This window comes from Pseudomonas syringae group sp. 243L2 (assembly GCF_032587875.1).
GTDB classification, from domain to species: Bacteria; Pseudomonadota; Gammaproteobacteria; order Pseudomonadales; family Pseudomonadaceae; genus Aquipseudomonas; species Aquipseudomonas amygdali.
This window is the reverse complement of sequence record NZ_JAWHPL010000003.1, coordinates 281021-299290: the sequence shown is the minus strand read 5'-3', so window position 1 is coordinate 299290 and position 18270 is coordinate 281021. Positions and strand designations below refer to the sequence as shown.

General features: G+C 59.4%; 20 protein-coding genes. 8 read left to right on the top strand and 12 right to left on the bottom strand.

What is annotated here, in order from left to right:
• Positions 1 to 10: 10 nt before the first annotated feature.
• Genes RYB66_RS02485 through RYB66_RS02470 form a run of 4 tightly spaced genes read left to right on the top strand, consistent with a single transcriptional unit; the run spans position 11 to position 3932 of the window.
• On the top strand, positions 11 to 676 hold the full coding sequence (locus RYB66_RS02485) for an SGNH/GDSL hydrolase family protein (RefSeq protein ID WP_316893678.1): 666 nt from the start codon (positions 11 to 13) through the stop codon (positions 674 to 676).
• Entirely contained in the window at positions 673 to 1347 is a 675-nt protein-coding gene (locus RYB66_RS02480; protein WP_316893676.1) for an alginate O-acetyltransferase AlgF, read from the top strand. The genes RYB66_RS02485 and RYB66_RS02480 overlap by 4 nt, the downstream gene beginning before the upstream one ends.
• 18 nt (positions 1348 to 1365) lie before the next feature.
• Positions 1366 to 2781 (top strand): MBOAT family protein, encoded by a 1416-nt coding sequence (locus tag RYB66_RS02475; protein WP_316893725.1) that lies wholly within the window; start codon positions 1366 to 1368, stop codon positions 2779 to 2781.
• A gap of 11 nt (positions 2782 to 2792) precedes the next feature.
• A complete protein-coding gene (locus tag RYB66_RS02470; protein WP_316893674.1) occupies positions 2793 to 3932 on the top strand; it encodes an alginate O-acetyltransferase AlgX-related protein in 1140 nt (379 codons plus the stop codon).
• A gap of 54 nt (positions 3933 to 3986) precedes the next feature.
• Here RYB66_RS02470 and RYB66_RS02465 read toward each other — a convergent pair whose 3' ends face one another.
• Both RYB66_RS02465 and RYB66_RS02460 read right to left on the bottom strand, forming a co-directional pair.
• Positions 3987 to 4448, bottom strand: coding sequence for an RES family NAD+ phosphorylase (locus RYB66_RS02465; protein WP_057401296.1), 462 nt, complete (start codon positions 4446 to 4448; stop codon positions 3987 to 3989).
• Positions 4445 to 4894, bottom strand: a complete 450-nt coding sequence (locus RYB66_RS02460; protein ID WP_004663867.1) for a DUF2384 domain-containing protein — start codon at positions 4892 to 4894, stop codon at positions 4445 to 4447. The genes RYB66_RS02465 and RYB66_RS02460 overlap by 4 nt, the downstream gene beginning before the upstream one ends.
• Positions 4895 to 5161: 267 nt before the next feature.
• Here RYB66_RS02460 and RYB66_RS02455 point away from each other — a divergent pair, with 267 nt between their 5' ends.
• The 3 genes from RYB66_RS02455 (at position 5162) to aroA (ending at position 8005) form a co-directional block, all read left to right on the top strand.
• The gene (locus RYB66_RS02455) at positions 5162 to 6166 is read left to right on the top strand and encodes a response regulator (protein WP_011167792.1); all 1005 of its coding nucleotides are present in this window, start codon (positions 5162 to 5164) and stop codon (positions 6164 to 6166) included.
• Between the two features lie 3 nt (positions 6167 to 6169).
• Positions 6170 to 6652: a PAS domain-containing protein gene (locus RYB66_RS02450; RefSeq protein ID WP_002556144.1), complete on the top strand. Its 483-nt coding sequence runs from the start codon at positions 6170 to 6172 to the stop codon at positions 6650 to 6652.
• Between the two features lie 96 nt (positions 6653 to 6748).
• Complete coding sequence (aroA, locus tag RYB66_RS02445) at positions 6749 to 8005, top strand: 3-phosphoshikimate 1-carboxyvinyltransferase (RefSeq protein WP_005746506.1); 1257 nt, start codon at positions 6749 to 6751, stop codon at positions 8003 to 8005.
• Positions 8006 to 8026: 21 nt separating this feature from the next.
• On the opposite strand, the gene RYB66_RS02440 is transcribed toward aroA, so the two are convergent.
• Together RYB66_RS02440 and RYB66_RS02435 are read right to left on the bottom strand one after the other, a co-directional pair.
• Positions 8027 to 8689 (bottom strand): ChrR family anti-sigma-E factor, encoded by a 663-nt coding sequence (locus RYB66_RS02440; RefSeq protein ID WP_316893723.1) that lies wholly within the window; start codon positions 8687 to 8689, stop codon positions 8027 to 8029.
• Positions 8689 to 9201 carry a sigma-70 family RNA polymerase sigma factor gene (locus tag RYB66_RS02435; protein ID WP_004642487.1) on the bottom strand — a complete coding sequence of 171 codons (513 nt, stop codon included), beginning with the start codon at positions 9199 to 9201 and terminating at the stop codon, positions 8689 to 8691. Before RYB66_RS02435 ends, RYB66_RS02440 begins: the two co-directional genes overlap by 1 nt.
• Positions 9202 to 9535: 334 nt before the next feature.
• Between RYB66_RS02435 and RYB66_RS02430 the strand changes: the two genes are divergently transcribed.
• Positions 9536 to 10105 (top strand): hypothetical protein, encoded by a 570-nt coding sequence (locus RYB66_RS02430; RefSeq protein WP_316893672.1) that lies wholly within the window; start codon positions 9536 to 9538, stop codon positions 10103 to 10105.
• A gap of 32 nt (positions 10106 to 10137) precedes the next feature.
• Here RYB66_RS02430 and RYB66_RS02425 read toward each other — a convergent pair whose 3' ends face one another.
• The 8 genes from RYB66_RS02425 to RYB66_RS02390 all read right to left on the bottom strand — a co-directional run bounded on the left by RYB66_RS02425 (position 10138) and on the right by RYB66_RS02390 (position 18230).
• Entirely contained in the window at positions 10138 to 11007 is an 870-nt protein-coding gene (locus tag RYB66_RS02425; protein ID WP_316893670.1) for an aldose 1-epimerase, read from the bottom strand.
• Positions 10982 to 11965, bottom strand: a complete 984-nt coding sequence (locus RYB66_RS02420) for an EamA family transporter (RefSeq protein WP_005733974.1) — start codon at positions 11963 to 11965, stop codon at positions 10982 to 10984. Before RYB66_RS02420 ends, RYB66_RS02425 begins: the two co-directional genes overlap by 26 nt.
• An 83-nt stretch (positions 11966 to 12048) precedes the next feature.
• Positions 12049 to 13329 (bottom strand): TRAP transporter large permease, encoded by a 1281-nt coding sequence (locus RYB66_RS02415; RefSeq protein WP_005746510.1) that lies wholly within the window; start codon positions 13327 to 13329, stop codon positions 12049 to 12051.
• Positions 13330 to 13857 carry a TRAP transporter small permease gene (locus RYB66_RS02410; protein ID WP_002556153.1) on the bottom strand — a complete coding sequence of 176 codons (528 nt, stop codon included), beginning with the start codon at positions 13855 to 13857 and terminating at the stop codon, positions 13330 to 13332.
• 62 nt (positions 13858 to 13919) lie between these two features.
• Entirely contained in the window at positions 13920 to 14945 is a 1026-nt protein-coding gene (locus tag RYB66_RS02405; protein WP_005746511.1) for a TRAP transporter substrate-binding protein, read from the bottom strand.
• Between the two features lie 56 nt (positions 14946 to 15001).
• Positions 15002 to 15886 carry a glucurono-1,5-lactonase gene (locus RYB66_RS02400; protein ID WP_057404078.1) on the bottom strand — a complete coding sequence of 295 codons (885 nt, stop codon included), beginning with the start codon at positions 15884 to 15886 and terminating at the stop codon, positions 15002 to 15004.
• A gap of 56 nt (positions 15887 to 15942) precedes the next feature.
• Positions 15943 to 16770, bottom strand: a complete 828-nt coding sequence (locus RYB66_RS02395; RefSeq protein WP_316893667.1) for an NAD(P)-dependent oxidoreductase — start codon at positions 16768 to 16770, stop codon at positions 15943 to 15945.
• Between the two features lie 191 nt (positions 16771 to 16961).
• Positions 16962 to 18230: an OprD family porin gene (locus RYB66_RS02390; protein ID WP_192485589.1), complete on the bottom strand. Its 1269-nt coding sequence runs from the start codon at positions 18228 to 18230 to the stop codon at positions 16962 to 16964.
• Positions 18231 to 18270 lie beyond the last annotated feature (40 nt).

The window sequence follows — 18270 nt, the reverse complement described above, 5'->3', positions numbered from 1 at the left end:
GGAGAATTCGATGCCTTCCGTTCTTGCCGGTATGACCCTTCTGGTCCTGGGAGAAAGCCACATGAGTCTAGCCGATCATCTGATGGAACCGCTGCACGACAACTTGACCAGGCAGGGCGCTATCGTGCATTCGATCGGTGCCTGTGGCGCGAGTGCCGGTGACTGGTTGATCACCAAAAAGGTCGATTGCGGGGCCGAGCAAAAAGGCAACGGCAAGATCGTCATCAAGGGACGTGACGCCACGACCACGCCCATCGGCGAGCTGATCGCGGCCGACAAGCCTGATCTGGTGGTGATCGTGATCGGCGACACAATGGCTTCCTATGACAAGCCTTCGTTTCCAAAGGCCTGGGCATGGCAAAGCGTCACCGGCCTGACCAAGGCGATTGCGGCCACCGGCACCAAGTGCGCCTGGGTCGGCCCTGCGTGGGGCAAGGTGGGCGGCATGTACCAGAAGAACGATGCGCGTACCCAGTTGATGTCGCAGTTTCTGGCCAGCAACGTGGCGCCCTGCACGTACATCGACTCGCTGAGTTTCTCCAAACCGGGACAATGGATCACCACCGACGGTCAGCACTTTACCGTCGCCGGTTATAACTCCTGGGGCACCGCGATTGGCGATGCCTTGGGCAAACTCCCGGTCACCAGCGTCAGCGCAGCCGGAGCGAAGCAATGATCGCCCTGCGCCTGATGGCCGCGAGCGTCGCGGCCCTGTTGATCGGTGCTCAAGCGCAGGCGGCCGACATCGCCCTGTACCCGACAGGCCCGGCGCAGGATTCGGCGTTCATTCGCTTCGTCAATGCCACTGCCGCGCCGCTGCAAGTGGTTGCCCGGGAAGGCCAGGCACCGTTGCAACTGGACGCGGCAAAACCGGTGTCGCTGTTCTTTGCGGTGCAGGCCAGCAGCTCGATAAAAGGCACATTGATCAGCAGTGAGAAAAAGCTGCCGATGGACGTCAGCGTCGAGCCGGGCGAGTTCGCCACCGTCGTCCTCACCGTGCAGGCCGATGGCAGCCTTGCGCCGGTGACAGTGCGTGAGCAGCCTGATGATTTCAACGGTTTGAAGGCTTCGCTGGCGTTTTTCAGTCTGGATGCCGGTTGTGTGGAGGCAAACCTGCGTCCTGCCGGTCGCACGGCTGATTTGTTCAAGGCGATCCCGACCGGTACGTTGCAGCGCCGCTCGATCAATCCGGTGAGCCTCTCGGTACAGCTGGTTTGCGCCAACGCCACTGTCGGCGCACCGCTGGATCTGGGGGAGCTCAAGGCCGGTGAACGCTACAGCGTTTTGCTGGTGCCGTCCGCCACCGGACCGCGCCTGTTGTCGGCCACGGACACGCTGTCCAACTGATCGGGTTCTGTGGTCGTTATGGTATTCGCCTCGCTCGAGTTTCTGATGGTGTTCCTGCCGGCTTTTTTGCTGGCCTATGCCGCAAGCCCGGCGGCGTGGCGCAACGTCGTTCTGTTGATCGGCAGCTGGCTGTTCTACGGCTGGCTGAGCCCGCTGTTTCTGAGCCTGCACATCGTGTTGACGATCGTGGCCTGGGTCGGCGGTTTGCTGGTCGATCGGGCGCGGCAAGGCTCAACAGGGCGGGTGCGTCTGCTGGTGGCACTGATCGTGTTCAACACCGCCGTGCTGTGCTGGTACAAATACGCCAACATCGTCGCCGGCAGCTGGAATCAGCTGATCACGTATTACGGAGCTATGCCGCTGCAATGGCAGCGCGTGGCGTTACCGGCCGGGCTGTCGTTCATCGTGTTGCAGGCGATTTCCTATCTGGTGGATGTACATAGGCACACCGTGCCGGTCGAGCGCAGTTTCATCAATTACGCGACCTACATCTCGATGTTCGGCCACTCGATTGCCGGGCCGATCATCCGCTATGACTGGGTGCGCCGCGAGTTGGTGCAGCGCCGTTTCAACCGCCTGAATTTCGCCCTAGGCGCACGCCGTTTCATGATCGGCATGAGCATGAAAGTGCTGGTGGCCGACACCTTGTCACCGTTGGTCGATGTGGCGTTTCACTTGCCCGAGCCGTCGCTGGCCGATGCCTGGATCGGCTGTCTGGCGTACTCGCTGCAACTGTTCTTCGACTTTGCCGGTTACAGCGCCATGGCCATCGGTCTTGGGCTGATGCTGGGGTTTCACTTTCCCGAAAACTTCAACCGGCCGTACCTGGCCAGCAGCATTCAGGACTTCTGGCGGCGCTGGCACCTGTCGCTGTCCAGCTGGTTGCGCGACTACCTGTACATTGCCTTGGGCGGCAACCGGCATGGCGTCTGGAACACCTATCGCAACCTGTTTCTGACCATGGCCATCGCCGGTCTGTGGCATGGCGGCGACAGCTGGAACTACCTGTTGTGGGGCGCGGCACATGGCGTGGCGCTGTGCGTGGATCGCGCCTGGTCGCGCTCCAGCCTGCCCACTGTTCCCAAACCATTGGCGCACGTGTTGACGCTGCTGTTTGTGTGCCTCGCCTGGACGCTGTTCCGCTCCCCGGACTTTGCCACTGCGCTGACCATGTATGCCGGACAGTTCGGCCTGCATGGCCTGGAGCTGGGCGATGCACTGGCCGTAACCCTGCGCCCGGCGCACGGCATGGCGGCGCTGCTGGGCATGGCCTGTGTGCTCGCGCCGTTGTTGCTGGTTCGCGTTGAGCAGCGTTTCGCCAGCCACCCTCTGTTCATAGCGGGCGCCGCATTGTGGCCGGTGGCCGGCTTTCTGTTGTCGTTCGCGCTGATTGCCAGCCGCGAGACAGTTCCTTTTCTTTACTTCCAGTTCTGAGGTCAGTGGCCATGACTGCTCCGTCTGCTGTACCGCCTCTGCCCAGCGAACTGGCCGTGCGCACCTGTGGCGTGGCGGGAATCACGCTGGTGGCTTTCATCGGCGTCGGCTTGCTGGCCTCGTGCATGCTGCTGGCCAGCGGCAAGGTCGAGTTGCTGCCCAAACCCCTGACCCTCGATGCAGCGCTGCATGGCGAGGTGACTCACAAACTGGCCAAGCAACTGTCAGGGACTTTTCTGGCGCAGCGCGCAGCGAATATCGAGCGTGGCGCAAGCTGGTTGCTGTTTCACGACACCGGTCCGCGGGTCCGTCAGGGGTGTCCGGGCTGGCTGTTCCTGACCGATGAATTCAGGCTCAATCGCGACGCGCAGGCCAATGCGCAACACAAGGCGCAGGCGGTTATCGATGTGCAACGCAGCCTGAAAAAGCGCGGCATCGACCTGCTGGTCGCCGTGGTGCCAGACAAAAGCCGCATTGCTGCCGCCCAACTGTGCGGGCTTTATCGCCCCGAGGTACAGCAGGCCCGTGTTGTGCAATGGACCAACAGCCTGAAGGACGCCGGTGTTGATACGTTGGACCTGACCACTACCCTGCAACCGCTGGGTGACACAGCGTACCTGCGTACCGACACACACTGGAGCGAAAGCGGTGCCAACGCGGCCGCCAGAGCGCTGGCACTGCACCTGCGCAAAGCCGGCTTTCAGGCCACTCCGCAACGGCAGTTTCAAACCAGCATCGCCCCGATTGCCGAGCGCTCCGGTGATCTGGTGCGTTTAGCGGGTCTCGACTGGCTACCGCTGTCGTTGCAACCCGCGCCGCAAAGCGTAGCCGCCACGCAAATCACCGAGCTTGCCAGTGAAGCAGCGTCAGGCGGCGACAACCTCGACGACCTGTTTGGCGACAGCAACCTGCCCAACGTCGCCTTGATCGGCACATCTTTCTCACGCAATTCGGGCTTTACCGGTTTTCTACAGCGCGAACTCGGCGCACCGATCGGCAGCTTCGCCAGGGACGGCGGCGAGTTCTCGGGGGCAGCCAACGTCTATTTCGACAACCCGGCCTTTCGCCAGACCCCGCCAAAGCTGCTGATCTGGGAAATCCCGGAGCGGGATCTGCAAACGGTTTATGAGGTGATCAACCTTCGGCCATAACGCTATCAAATTCGCACCTGACGCTATCGAACAACTGGCTGCCCTGTATCAATCTCATTTCAAACGCGGATCAACCACAAACTCCAGCTCCTTGGCCGTTGCCACAACGGCCAGGAATTCCGGGTGCTGGACGTTGAGCAGGTAATTCGATTCACGCGGGATGATCACGCTGGGCACGGCCAGTGCCAGGCTCTGACCCGATGCAAGCCAGTCGTCGCCGAACGAGGCTGTTGCCGGTGGTGCGGGCTCTTCGCGCCAGTCGGGGGGCAGGGTATCCGGCCGTGCATTGAGGATGTGCTCTTCGCCAATCTGCAGCTCAAGCATCGCGTAATGCCGGGCCACGCCAGCATTGCCCAGGTGCACCAGCACTTCCAGCAGCGCCAGCGATTCGCTGCCTGCGCAGTACACACAGGCGTTGCCTTTGCTGTTCCAGCGTCCGCCATAGAGCTTGGCGCCTTCACCGTCGAACGCCTGAGCCAGCCATTTGCGCTTTACCAGTCGATAGACTGCAATCACGCCACGACACCGTGTTCCAGCCTACCGATCAGGTCGAGCACTGCCTGCGCCTCTGCCGAGGTAGCGAGCATTTCCAGCGGCCTGCGATTGCCCAGCCCATAGACCGGATTGGCCAGCCACAGACGGGTCGCTTCGGCATCGTCTTCGAACAGGTCCAGCGCCGCTTTGTAAACCGCTGCCAAGCGGAACAGCCGATCGCTTTCCTCGGCATTGAAGCGGCGCACCTTGAGGCGTCGCTGCAAGGTGGCGGGAGCGATGCCCAGATGCTCGGCCAGGGTCGAGCGGTTCAGGTCGGTGTAATGCGCCAGACGCTCGAATACTTCATACGGCAAACCGTCGTGCAGCGCCGAGTACAGGCGCGTGCCACGGGCCGGAATACCCAGATGCTGCCAGAAATCGTCCTGCCGGGGCAGGGCCGGATGGTAGTCGCTTATGGGCAGAGACATGGACACACCTGTCTATCGAGTGATTACTATTAAATCTATCACTTGATAATAGGCTGGTTTGGGTGGGCGCGGTAGTGATTTGCAGCAACAGAAAGCGACTTAAATTACAGAAACTGCAAACATCGCCGACTTAAGGCTATAGGTTTAGTTTGAATGTTGCTGATCGAGCGTTATAGGCTCAGTGTCAGTCGATTTCGATAGTGCTGTCGAACGTATACGTGCTGTCCGCCGTTGTCAGCCTGATTTTTTTGCAGTGAGAACCACACGATGTCCACGCTTGCACTATTGATATGCGATGACTCGAACATGGCGCGAAAGCAGCTTTTGCGTGCCCTGCCTGCTGATTGGGATGTATCGGTAACGCTCGCTACCCAGGGGCAGGAAGGTCTGGAAGCTATCCGTAAAGGCCAAGGCCAGGTGGTGCTGCTCGACCTGACCATGCCGGTGATGGACGGTTACCAGACCTTGACGGCGATTCGTGCCGAAAACCTCGACACCAAGGTGATTGTGGTGTCGGGTGACGTGCAGGACGAAGCGGTGCGCCGGGTCATGGAGCTGGGCGCGCTGGCGTTTCTGAAAAAACCTGCCGACCCGGACGAACTCAAGAGCACGCTGGAACGCCTGGGCCTGCTGGGCAAGCCGGCGGTGTCACCTGTTGCGCTGCCGGCCCTCAACAACAAGGGCGGGGTGATCAGCTTTCAGGATGCCTTCCGCGAAACCATTAACGTTGCCATGGGCCGCGCTGCGGCGTTGCTGGCCAAGGTGCTGGGCGTGTTCGTGCAGTTGCCGGTGCCCAACGTCAACATGCTCGAAGTCGGCGAGTTGCACATGGCGCTGGCCGATGCCCACGCTGATCAGCGTTTGACGGCGGTTTGTCAGGGCTACATCGGTGGCGGCATTGCAGGTGAAGCGCTGCTGATTTTCCATGACTCGGAAATCTCCGGCATGTCGAAACTGATGGGCGACGATAACTCCGACAGCTCCAACATGGAGATGCTTCTGGACCTGTCCACGATCCTGATCGGTGCCTGCCTGAGCGGTATTGCCGAGCAGATCGACATCGCGTTTTCGCAAGGCCATCCACAGTTGCTGGGCGCGCAGGGTGGCATCGACGAGCTTATTCGTATTAATCAGCAGCGCTGGAAAAAGACCCTGGCGGTTGAAATCAGTTACAGCGTAGAAGGCCATAACATTCATTTCGATCTGTTGATGCTGTTCACCGAAGACTCGGTCGAGCTGCTTACCAAAAAACTCGCCTACATGATGAGCTGACCCATGAGCAACGCTATCGAAATCAACGAGCTCCATTGGTTGCTGGCCGTCACGCAGAACATTGACGTAGGCATTGTGGTGCTGGACCTGAACTATCGGGTGACGGTCTGGAATACTTTCATGGAAAACCGCTCTGGCGTGGTGCCTTATGTGGCCATCGACAAGACCTTCTTCGAGTTGTTTCCGGAGGTCAACCGCCAATGGTTGAGCAAGAAAATCGATAACGTCGTGACCCTTGGCACACCGGCATTCACCATCTGGGAACAGCGGCCGTATCTGGTGCGCTTCAAGAATTACCAGCCGATCACCGGGCACGAAGAGTTCATGTACCAGAACACCACGCTGTTTCCGCTGCGTTCAACCACCGGGGCGATCAGCCATGTGTGCCTGGTGATCTATGACGTCACCGACGTGGCAGCCAACCGCAATCAATTGCAGGCAGCCAATGACAAGCTGCAGCAACTGTCGGGTGCTGAACAAAAGTAAACGGCTGTCTGGCTCGTTGGGGCAGCAAAACCGCACTGCGGGCTTGATCCCGCTCGTGCTAGGATCGCGATTTTTCCGCTGACGCTCAGGGACATCATGCGACCTCAAGCCACCCTCACTGTTTTGCCTGTCGAGCGCCCGCTGGTCGGGCGCGTCAGCCCGCCGGGCTCCAAGTCGATCACCAACCGCGCATTGTTGCTGGCCGGGCTGGCCAAAGGCACCAGCCGCCTGACCGGCGCGCTGAAGAGTGACGACACCCGCGTGATGTCCGAAGCACTGCGTCTGATGGGCGTGCAGGTCGACGAGCCGGATGACAGCACATTCGTGGTCACCAGCAGCGGCCACTGGCAGGCACCGCAGCAGGCACTGTTTCTCGGTAACGCCGGAACCGCAACGCGCTTTCTGACCGCTGCACTGGCCAACTTCGAAGGCGACTTTGTGGTCGACGGCGACGAGTACATGCGCAAGCGCCCGATCGGCCCGCTGGTCGATGCCTTGCAGCGCATGGGTGTGGAGGTCAGTGCGCCCAGTGGCTGCCCGCCGGTGGCGATCAAGGGCAAAGGCGGTCTGGAAGCCGGACGTATTGAAATCGATGGCAACCTGTCCAGCCAGTACGTGTCAGCGTTGCTGATGGCCGGAGCCTGCGGCAAGGGCCCGGTCGAAGTCGCCCTGACCGGCAGCGAGATTGGCGCGCGTGGTTATGTCGATCTGACCCTGGCGGCCATGCAGGCCTTCGGCGCCGAGGTTCAGGCCATCGGCGAAACCGCCTGGAAAGTCTCGGCCACTGGTTATCGCGCTACGGACTTCCATATCGAACCGGATGCATCGGCGGCCACCTACCTGTGGGCCGCCCAAGCATTGACCGAGGGCGATATCGACCTCGGCGTGGCCAGCGACGCATTCACTCAGCCTGATGCCCTGGCCAGTCAGATCATCGCAAGCTTCCCGAACATGCCTGCCGTGATCGACGGTTCGCAAATGCAGGACGCGATTCCGACGCTGGCGGTACTCGCCGCCTTCAACCGTCAGCCAGTGCGCTTTGTCGGCATCGCCAACCTGCGGGTCAAGGAATGTGACCGTATTTCAGCACTGTCCCACGGCCTGTGTGCCATCGCGCCGGGCCTTGCTGTAGAGGAGGGCGACGATCTGCTGGTGCACGCCAACCCGGCGCTGGCAGGCACCACGGTAGACGCATTGATTGACACCCACTCCGACCATCGCATCGCCATGTGTTTTGCGCTGGCAGGCTTGAAGATTGCCGGTATTCGCATTCTCGACCCCGATTGCGTCGGCAAGACCTACCCGGGTTACTGGGATGCACTGGCTTCGCTGGGGGTGCGTGTTCAGCGCTGAGAGCAGCTATGGAGCCGTTTTTCAGATCCCGAAGAACGGCTGCATCATCCGCGCCAGCAGCCCGTAAAAGCGCAGCCTTGATTCTGTCGCCAGTACGCAGATGCATTCCCGGTCAGGGTAAGCGATGGGCTGGTGCTGGATGTGGCTGTCCAGATCGGCCACATCATTGAGCGCGAACGCTCCCTGTATGTCGTGATACGCGCCCTTGAGCACCATAGTCATCTCGCCGCTTTCATGGCTGTGCACCGGCATGCTGAAGCCGGGGGCGATTTTCAGCAGCATCAGGTTGCCTTGTTCAATACCTTGCGCACGTACTCGTTGCACGCCAGGAACCAGTGTCTTCCACTTCAGTGTGCTCAGTTGCCGACCGAAATGCGCGTGCATGCAGACAGGCAGCAAGTCCGGGTCCTGATTGGCTGCCGGCGTCGAATACATTGCCGGCTCAGCGCCCGTTTGCCGTTCATCGAGGCGCGCCAGCATTGCTGACCTGCCCTTGAGCGGCACCACGCTGCTGGTGTGCTGCTGCATCAATACACCGCCAATCTCTTCGGCTTGCCTGAGTCGCGCACGGCACTCGGCACAGCGTTCAAGGTGCGCCGCAGTCACCACCGCAAGGACCTGCGACAGCGCCCCTGCTGCATAGCTGACCAGCGTCGCGTCATCCGGATGATGTCGTGGGCTCATCATGATTCCTCTATCCGCGAACGCAATTTTTGAAACGCCAGGCGCAGGCACGATTTCACCGTGCCCAGTGGCATACCAAGGCGTTCGGAAATTTCCCGATGGCTGAGCGCTTCAAAATAAGACATTCGCAATACCCGGGCCTGATCGGTTGGCAGGTTCTGAATGGCAATGTTCAGTTGTTGCTCCTGGCGCTGGCTGTAATCGAGCGTTCGATCTACCGGGGCCTCCAGGCGCTCGAGTTGTTCCAGCGAATTCTGCACCTGCACCCAGCCGCGGTCCTTGCGCACGCTGTCGATGTACAGGTTGCGGGCGATGCGAAACAGCCATGTCCCCAGGCTGGCCTTGGTCGGGTCGAAGGAATCGGCCTTGTGCCACAGCTTGAGCAGCACTTCCTGCACCAATTCTTCGGCTTGCCCCTCAGGCACATTCAGCCCGGTCAGATAACGTAACAGGCGCGGCGCGAAGTGATCGTAGATGCGCATGAAGCTTTCGCGGTCCCTCTGGCGGGCCACGGCGGCGACTTCATCAATCCAAAGTCGGGTTATTGTCGATTCGCTGTGAGGGGGGGACAAGTGACAGAAGGTCCTGAGACTGGCAGTAGTGCGCATGATCCACCTTCTGATCACCATTGTCTGGTTTTGGTTCGCAATGCAGAGGTGTTACGCAACGGGATGGGGAGTGGATCACAGGATATGACGAGCGGCGTGGAGGAATTTTACAGGTGCTGCCATGGCAATGACCACGGGCCAGTCATGCAGACAGTCGCTGTCATTTCTGCCAGTAGCGCTATTAGCAGCTGGCTGCTTAACCTGTGATCTGGATGCTATCAAGGTCAGGGAGACTATTATGGACACTCACGTTGCACGTGCTTCATCTACGCTGGCCAAGCTGGCCTGTGTACTGCTGGTTATCATTTGTATGGGGCTTCTTTTTGCACCTTGGCGAGCTCAGGCTGAGGCTGTAAATCTGGTTACCTGTACAGGAACCCATACTACAAACTGGTCGCCAGGATTGACCAACACCAGTCAGACGATTGTTGTATCGACGACGAGCAGTTGGAACCCGTGTGTTTCGCTCTCATTCCCTTCGGTTACCAGCGCTTCGTCCAGCGAAAGCTTCCAGTCTACGTTTTCCTGCGAGTCGTTACTGCTACCAACGTCCAGCAGAACATGGGTCATTAGCTGGAGCGATGGAGTCACCAGCACTTACAAGTTCAACGCGACGATCAATAATATTGGTACTTTGAACACGACCATTGTTGGTGTCGGGGCAATTGTGGATGGCCGTTATAAAGGCGCCAATGCGACAAGTACATTTTTACTTGGCAATCTTCAGTCAACGTTGAACAACAGCTGCGACACCGCCACCGGCGTTACCCGCGTCAGCGGTCTTTCAACACTGTTGATTACCCCGTAACGAAAGGCACGGAGCATGCACGCATAAAGCTGCTACAAGGGCTTGTAATGCAGACTGATCGTCAACTCCATCGACTCCTCCTGACGTAATAGGCTCAATCCCGGCCGGCCGGGCAAATGATGTGCGTTGACTGGGTGGCTAACCGGCTCGAAGCAGAAGAAACCCAACCCCGGCGGGCAGAACACCAGAAAGTAGTCGCTGCCAGTGGCCTGACAGTGCAGCTCATAGCCCAGGTCTGGCTGGCTGATGATGCTGTGGCCGTCCCAGCCGGTGAAACCGTTGTCCAGTTGTGCTTCAGGCAGCGTATTGCTGTGCCGGAAGTCCCACTCGGCGGGTAAGTCCTGCAACTCGGCAGGCAAGCCAGCGTCGTCGCACATCCATACCTGCGCAGCCTTGGCCTGCAAGCGTGTGTGAGGCGTGCGCGGCAGGTAAGGGTGCAAGCCCAGCCCGTGCCAGGCGGCGCGACTGTCCAGGTGGGTGGTGGTCAGTTCGATGCTCAGCTTGCCGTCTTGCAGGGTGTAGCGCAGTTGCGCGCGGTAGGCGAACGGCGTCTGGCTGTCGAGTTGCAGGCAGACCTGCTCTGCGGTCTGCTCGATAACACTCCAGACCTGTTGCCAGGCGCTGCCATGAATCGGCAATGGTTCGTTGGCGCTGTTGGCGGCCAGTGCGAGCCAGCCATCCGGCGTATCGAAACCGCCGTTGCCTATCCGGTTAGACCAGGGTGCCAGCGGGTAGCAGGCCAGTCGGCGAGGTGTACCGGCAGCCAGTGCCAGTTCGTCGCTCGGGCGCAGCAGGGGGTGCCCGCTGGCCAATACGGTCCAGTTGACGATACTGCCACCGATGTCGGGAGCCAGAGTGAGGCGGGTAAGGCCATCTTCAAGGGTCAGTACGTTCGCGGGCATGATGCAAAACCTTCTTGGATGATGGGCTGGATGGTTGAGAGGCAGATGGCGTGGCGCGCCGCCAGGTCAGCAGGACGATACCGCTGACGACGATCAGCCCGCCGATGACCTGGCCGCTGCTGAGCAACTGATCGAGAATCAGCCAGCCGAACAGCAGGCTCGCCACCGGCTCGATGTTCATCACCGGCGCGTTGCGGGCGATGTCCAGCCGCGCCATGCAGATGAACAGCAGCGAAAAGCCCAACCCGTAGAGCACCACCAGACTGGCCAGCGCAGTCCAGCCGATGCGGCTTGACGGCAGATCCACGCCACCGGGCAACAGGCCACTGGCACCGGCCAGCGCAGCCGCCGCGAACACCACGACCATGGTCAGCATGCTGCGCACAGTGCCGCGCATGCTGGCCAGTTTGTTGTCGGTGATCCATAGCGCAAAGGCGAACACCACCGCTGCGGTAAACGCATAGGCGATACCTTCCAGCCACTGCGGTTCGCTGCTGCCAGGGTTTGACAGCCGCTGCGGCACATCCAGCGCCAGCGTCAGGCCGAACAGAATCAACGCCATCAGGCCTGCGGCACGTCGTGTGGGCCTTGCGCCGCCCAGTGCCCAGGTCAACAGCGCCAGCAGAATCGGCGAGACGTTGACCACCAGCAATGCCAGAGCCACCGGAATACGTGCTACCGCCGAATAAATGCAAAAACTCTGAGTCGCGATCAGCAAGCCCAGAAGCAATTGCCAGCGCCAGGTGCTGGCAGGAAGACTGAGCTTTTCACGTTGCCAGAGCACCAGACTGACCAGCACCAGCAGGGTGACGCCGGAGCGGCAGAGAATGGCCAGCAGCAAGCCGGTGTCATGATCGAAAGCGATGCGTGCCGCAATGTGGTTGCCGGCAAACGAACAGGCCAGCAATGCCAGGATCAGCACGGCAATGTGGCGGGGGAACAGGGCAGGGGCAGACATACGCAACCAGCCTCCTTGGCTGGACAACAGAGGTGCATACCGGAGCGGTTTCAAGCGCTCCGGTAGCGTTGCAACTGATGACGTTAGAGCACGACGCTCGGCAGCCACAACGAGATGGCGGGAATGTAGGTGACCAGCATCAACACCAAAAACAGCGCGACGTAGAACGGCAGCAAAGCTTTCACGGTGGCTTCGATAGTGACTTTGCCCACCGCGGCACCGACGAACAGCACCGCACCCACCGGCGGTGTTATGAGCCCGATCCCCAGATTGACCAGCATGATCATGCCGAAATGCACTGGGTCAACGCCGACACCGACGATGACCGGCAACAGGATCGGAGTCAGGATCAGAATCAGCGGAGCCATGTCCATCACGGTGCCCAGCAGCAGCAACATGACGTTGATGCACATCAGGATCACGTAGCGGTTGTCCGACAGGGTCAGGAACGCCGTGGTGATCTTCATCGGGATTTCCATCAGCGTCAGGATGTACCCGAAGCTGGCGGCAAAACCGATCAGAATCATCACGATGGAAATGGTCCGTGCGGCCCGGTGCATCAGCTTGGGCAGATCGCGCCATTTGTAGTCGCGATAGATGAACATGGTGACGAAGAACGCCCAGAGCACGGCAATGGCGGCCGACTCGGTGGCGGTGAAAATACCCGACAGAATGCCGCCGAGAATGATGACCATGGCCATCATGCCCCAGAGCGCTTCACCGGCAATTTTCAGCGCCTTGCGCAGCGGAATCACTTCACCCTTGGGGTAATTGCGCTTGCGCGCGAAAATCATGCACAGGCCCATCATCACTGCGCTGAGCAACAGACCCGGCATGATCCCGGCCATGAACAGCGAAGCAATCGATACCGTACCGCCTGCCGCCAGCGAATAGAGCACCGAGTTATGGCTGGGTGGCGTCAGCAAGGCCTGAACCGAGCCGCTGACGGTCACTGCCGTCGAGAAGTCCCGAGGATAGCCGTTGCGTTCCATTTCCGGGATCAGCACTGAGCCTACCGAAGCGGTATCGGCCACCGAGGAACCCGAAATCGCGCCGAAGAAAGTGGATGCCACAATGTTGACCAGCGACAGCCCACCGCGCACGAAACCCACCAGCACAGCAGCAAAGGCGACCAGCCGTCGTGACATGCCGCCTTCGGCCATGATTGCCCCGGCCAGCACGAAGAATGGAATCGCCAGCAGCGAAAACTTGTTCACGCCGCCCGCAATCTGGATCATCAGCGCATCGGCTGGAATATCGATCCACCAGGCGCCTATCAGGGCCGAAAGCCCCAGCGCATAGGCGACAGGCATGCCGATGAGGATCAATGCGATGAAGCTGCCCAGCAGTATAAAAGCGTCCATTTATGCGGCACCTTCGCTTTCTTCAATGACATCGAAGCGCATCACCGCGCGATGACTCTGGTCGCCCAGAAACAGTCTTTCCAATACGAAAATCAGGGTTACGATGCCGCCGATGGGGATTGGCAGGTAAGTGATGCCGACCCTCAGAAACGGTAGCTCGCCGACAAACTGATTCCACGTGGTAGCGCACAGCTTGAAGCCCTTGAAGATCATGAACAGGGCCACGATTGCCATCAGGATCTGCACGACCATCGAGGCGCTGCGACGCACCTGTTGCGGCATACGGTCCACAGCCATCGAAACGGCCATATGTGCACCGGCGCGGTAACTGGCGGCAGCGCCGAAGAAGGTAAATACCACCATCAGCAAAATGGCCGTGGGTTCCGGCCAGCTGGAGCCGCTGCCGAGTATGTAACGGGCAAAGATGCCCCAGGGGATGATCAGGGTCATGATCAGCACCGACAGACCGGCAATGCCGATGCAGACCCGATAAATCGTGTCGTTGATGCGCAATAGCGTATTTTTCATTGGGCTCACCACTGCGGCGGCGAACGAGCTTTCACTCATTCGCGCAGCATAATCGGACAGGCTTATTGGGCCGCTTGGGTACCGGGTGCAGCCAGTGCCGGATTGGTCTGGACCGCTTCGATGCGGCTGATCAAATCCTTGTAAGGCGCACCGAATTTGTCACGCACCGGCTGGGTGGCGTCGTAGAAGGCTTTCTTCTGCTCCGGCGTCAGGGTGATGAACTCCACGCCTGCTGCCTTGAGTTTGGTTTCTGCGTCGGCCGAAGACTTGTCCCACAGCGCGCGCTCTTCCATCTGAGCTTCACGCGCGAGCTTTTTCACCAGCGCCTGTTGTTCCGGCTTGAGCTTCTCCCAGGTGGCTTTCGCCATCACGATGGGCTCGGGCAGAATCAAGTGCTCGGTAATCGTGAAGAACTTCGCGTTCTGGTAGTGGTTGTGCTGGAAATAGGTCGGCGGGTTGTTTTCCGCACCATCGATTACGCCGGTTTGCAGGGCGCTGAAGATTTCGCCAGTGGCCATGGCGATACCGTTACCGCCCATGTCGTTGATGGTTTCGATGAATACCGGGTTGCCCTGAACACGGATCTTCATGCCTTTGAGGTCGGAAATCTGGCGTACCGGTTTCTTCGTGTACAGGTTGCGGGTGCCGCCATCCATCCAGGCCAGTGCGACCATGTTGAATTGCGAGTTGGTGATCTTGTCGAGAATTTCCTGGCCGATCTCGCCGTCGATAATCGTGCGCATGTGCGCTTGATCACGGAACACGAACGGCAGGTTGAAGACGTTGACGTCCGGCACGACCGGGCCGACGATGCCCAGGCTGACACGGGTCATCTGCACGGCACCACTCTGGACCTGTTCAACGACTTCCTTCTCGGAGCCGAGCACGCCGCCAGCGTACATCTTGAAGGTAATCTCGCCCTTGGATTGCTCTTCGAGCTTCTTGCCCATGTTCTGTTCCGCCACGACCGGCGCGTAGCCTGCGGGGTGAACCTCGGCGAACTTGATTTTGACTTCTGCCTGAGCCATGCCTGACACGCAGAAGGCCAACGGAAGTGCAGCGATGAGAAGCTTGCGTTTGAAATCCATGGATATCTCCGATTTTGTTATTTTTGGTCGAGCTATGGGATTTTCGTTGGGCACTGTCAGCCCTGAAACACGGGTTCCTCCAGGCCTTTGACACCAGGGCGCAAAGCGAACAGACCACCGGCGAATGGCTGGTCGCTGATATCGCCACCCGGGCGAATGGACGTTACGAACAAGGTATCGAGATTGGGGCCGCCAAAAGCGCACATGGCCGGTTTTTTAACCGGCACGACCAGCGAGCGGTCGAGTTTTCCGTTGGGCGTAAAACGGTGGATCAGGCCCGCGTCATTGCCGCAGATCCAGTAGCAGCCATCGGTGTCGATTGCTGCACCGTCAGGGCGGCCCAGGTGGTGGTTCATGTCCACGAACAGGCGACGGTTGTGCGGCGTGCCGCTATCAGTGTCGTAATCGAAAGCCCAGATCTTCTGCACGCTGGGATGCGAGTCGGACAGGTACATGGTCTTGCCGCCCGGGCTGAACGCCAGGCCGTTGGGGACAATGAAGTCCTTTAAATGTGCATCGAGTGTCTTCTGCCCGGCGCTGTAGCGATACATCGCACCTACCTCTGCGCCTGCTGCCATGTCCATCAGCATGGTACCGGCCCAGAAGCGTCCTTGCCGGTCGCATCGGCCATCGTTGAAGCGCATGCCTGTCTGTGCATGTTCGACGCTTGCCAGAAGAGTACTGATCAGGCTGCCGTCTTCACAGGGCTGCAGATGACAAATGCCGTCTTCCATCCCCGCAATCCAGCCGCCGCGGCTGTCGGCTGCGATGCAGGCCAGCATCTGCGGCGCTTTCCAGCTGCGTATGCTGCCATCGGCGAGGCTCCAGCGCAGTAAGGTGCCCTTTGGAATATCCACCCAGTACAACGCTTGGTCATGTGCACTCCAGACCGGGCTTTCGCCAGTGGCGTTTTGTGCATCTACAATCAGTTCGGCATCCATGACAGGTCGTATCTCCAACGTTCTGCAACCAGAGTTCTGTAGTCGGAAGGGGCTGTTTATTGATCGCCGAAGGGGCCGGAGGCCACAAACGCACCGCCCTGATAAACCATCGCCGGGTCGTCAGCCGCAGGCTCCGGTTGGGCTTCAACCTTGGCGCGGAAAATTTCCGAGCTGTCTTTGGGGGTGTAGTCCAGTTTGCTGGCGAAACGGTTGTCCCACCATACGGTTTTGTTGTCCGAAACACCGTAGACCACTGTATGACCGACGTCTGGCGTGTACAGGGAGCGCTCGATCAACTGGGTCAGGTCGCCAAAGCTCAGCCAGGTGCTCATCATTCGACGGTTCTGCGGTTCAGGGAACGACGAGCCGATGCGGATGCTGACGGTTTGGATGCCGTAACGATCGAAGTAGAAGCTGGCCATGTCTTCGCCGTAGGACTTGGACAGACCGTAGTAGCTGTCCGGGCGGCGCGGGGAGTGCGCGTCGATGGTTTCGGTCTGCTTGTAGAAACCGATCACGTGGTTGGAACTGGCGAAGATCACGCGTTTCACGCCATGACGACGGGCCGCTTCATAGATGTGGAACACACCGCAGATGTTGGCACCGAGGATTTCCTCGAACGGCCGTTCGACTGACACACCGCCGAAGTGCACTATCGCGTCCACACCTTCGATCAGGCGGTATACGGCGTCCTTGTCAGCCAGATCGCAGACCTGAACTTCTTCACTGTCATCTACCGCCGGTGCCATCTCGGCAATGTCGGACAGGCGTAGCACGTTTGCGTAGGGGCGCAGTGTTTTGCGCAAGACCTTGCCCAAGCCACCTGCCGCACCGGTCAGCAGGAGGCGATTGAAGGGAGTTTGAGTGGTATGAGCCGATGCCATGAGAAAAGTCCCGATTGTTATTTTTGTCATCTGTTGTCGTATGACTTGCCGAATTATCGACACCGCATACGCTGATTGTCAACGCGGCCAAAGTATAAAAACGACCTGTGTGCCCGCCTGTGCAGACACATTTGTAACAAGGCAAAACCTGCCCCTATAGATGCGCTTTCAGGCAGGCTTCGCCACAGGTTTCACAGCAGCGAAATAGGGTAGCTGATGAACACGCGGTTCTCGTCGAACTCATTGGTGCTGAAATCGCGACGCAGGCTGGAGTTGCGCCATTTGACGTTCAGGTTCTTGAGTGCACCGCTTTGTACGGTATACGCCAGTTCAGATTCTCGTCCCCATTCCTTGCCGTCGGTGATGTTGCCGGTATGCACATTGTCGCCGCTGATATAGCGGTTCATCAGGGTCAGGCCGGGTACGCCGAGCACTGCGAAGTTATAGTCATGGCGTAACTGCCAGGACCTCTCCTTGGCGTTGTCGTAACTGGAGTTGTAACTGTCGTTGGACAGCGTGCCGCCGCTGGTGCCGTTGACGCGCATCCACGCCGTATCGCCGGTGAGCTTTTGCAGGCCGACATAGAACGTGCTGCCGCCATAGCGCGCCGAGAGCAATGCGTAAGCGGTCTTGTTGTCGAGATCGCCGGCCAGTTTGTTTCCGTCTTCCTTGCCGATGAAGTAACCCAGGTTGGCCCCCAGGGTCCAGTCGCCGACCGGCTGGCTGTGCAGCAGGTTGAAAAACTGCTGCTGGTAGATGTCCTGCAGCTCCGAGTACCAGACACCTACCTGGGTACGCTTGTCGTTGAAGACATACTCGCCGCCGCCGAAGTTGAAGCGATCGGACGTGAACGCGCCTCGGCCGTTCATCGACATGTCTTCCATGCTTGCATCGTTGCGCGGGCTATTGCCGCGGAATTGCCCGCCATACAGCGTCAGGCCGTCGATCTCCTTGGACGTCACCTGGCCACCGCGGAAAGTCTGCGGCAACGAACGACCGTCATCGGAGCGCAGAATCGGCAGCACCGGCATCCATTCACCGACTTTCAGTTCGGTTTTGGAAACCCGCGCCTTGCCTGCAACGCCGAGACGGCCGAAATCATCGGCCGGGCGACCGTCGCTGTGGATCGGCAGCAACTGAGTGCCCCCTGTGCCTTTGCCACCATCGAGCTTGAGCGAATACAGGCCCAGCACGTCAACCCCGAAACCGACCACACCCTGGGTGAAGCCCGACTTGGCGTCGAGAATAAAGCTTTGTGTCCATTCCTCGGCTTTGCTCTGCGGCGCTGCGCTGTTGGGGAAGGCCGGGTTGGTGAAGTTGCGGTTGAAGTACGCATTACGCAGCGTAAGTGTGGCTTTGGTATCGTCGACGAAACCCTCTGCCATGCCGAGCATCGGGAAAATCAGTGTCATGCCGCCAACACCCAGCAGGATGCGTGAGCGGGAAGTGTGAGATGTCATTATTGTTTTGCTCCCTTGTTTATCGAAACCGTCCTCTTTT

Excerpts from the sequence above, each read along its gene's own strand:
- RYB66_RS02485 (WP_316893678.1), top strand. The coding sequence starts at position 11 with ATGCCTTCCGTTCTTGCCGGTATGACCCTTCTGGTCCTGGGAGAAAGC.
- RYB66_RS02480 (WP_316893676.1), top strand. The coding sequence starts at position 673 with ATGATCGCCCTGCGCCTGATGGCCGCGAGCGTCGCGGCCCTGTTGATC.
- RYB66_RS02475 (WP_316893725.1), top strand. The coding sequence starts at position 1,366 with ATGGTATTCGCCTCGCTCGAGTTTCTGATGGTGTTCCTGCCGGCTTTT.
- RYB66_RS02470 (WP_316893674.1), top strand. The coding sequence starts at position 2,793 with ATGACTGCTCCGTCTGCTGTACCGCCTCTGCCCAGCGAACTGGCCGTG.
- RYB66_RS02460 (WP_004663867.1), bottom strand. The coding sequence starts at position 4,894 with ATGTCTCTGCCCATAAGCGACTACCATCCGGCCCTGCCCCGGCAGGAC.
- RYB66_RS02455 (WP_011167792.1), top strand. The coding sequence starts at position 5,162 with ATGTCCACGCTTGCACTATTGATATGCGATGACTCGAACATGGCGCGA.
- RYB66_RS02450 (WP_002556144.1), top strand. The coding sequence starts at position 6,170 with ATGAGCAACGCTATCGAAATCAACGAGCTCCATTGGTTGCTGGCCGTC.
- aroA (WP_005746506.1), top strand. The coding sequence starts at position 6,749 with ATGCGACCTCAAGCCACCCTCACTGTTTTGCCTGTCGAGCGCCCGCTG.
- RYB66_RS02440 (WP_316893723.1), bottom strand. The coding sequence starts at position 8,689 with ATGAGCCCACGACATCATCCGGATGACGCGACGCTGGTCAGCTATGCA.
- RYB66_RS02430 (WP_316893672.1), top strand. The coding sequence starts at position 9,536 with ATGGACACTCACGTTGCACGTGCTTCATCTACGCTGGCCAAGCTGGCC.
- RYB66_RS02425 (WP_316893670.1), bottom strand. The coding sequence starts at position 11,007 with ATGCCCGCGAACGTACTGACCCTTGAAGATGGCCTTACCCGCCTCACT.
- RYB66_RS02420 (WP_005733974.1), bottom strand. The coding sequence starts at position 11,965 with ATGTCTGCCCCTGCCCTGTTCCCCCGCCACATTGCCGTGCTGATCCTG.
- RYB66_RS02415 (WP_005746510.1), bottom strand. The coding sequence starts at position 13,329 with ATGGACGCTTTTATACTGCTGGGCAGCTTCATCGCATTGATCCTCATC.
- RYB66_RS02410 (WP_002556153.1), bottom strand. The coding sequence starts at position 13,857 with ATGAAAAATACGCTATTGCGCATCAACGACACGATTTATCGGGTCTGC.
- RYB66_RS02405 (WP_005746511.1), bottom strand. The coding sequence starts at position 14,945 with ATGGATTTCAAACGCAAGCTTCTCATCGCTGCACTTCCGTTGGCCTTC.
- RYB66_RS02400 (WP_057404078.1), bottom strand. The coding sequence starts at position 15,886 with ATGGATGCCGAACTGATTGTAGATGCACAAAACGCCACTGGCGAAAGC.
- RYB66_RS02395 (WP_316893667.1), bottom strand. The coding sequence starts at position 16,770 with ATGGCATCGGCTCATACCACTCAAACTCCCTTCAATCGCCTCCTGCTG.
- RYB66_RS02390 (WP_192485589.1), bottom strand. The coding sequence starts at position 18,230 with ATGACATCTCACACTTCCCGCTCACGCATCCTGCTGGGTGTTGGCGGC.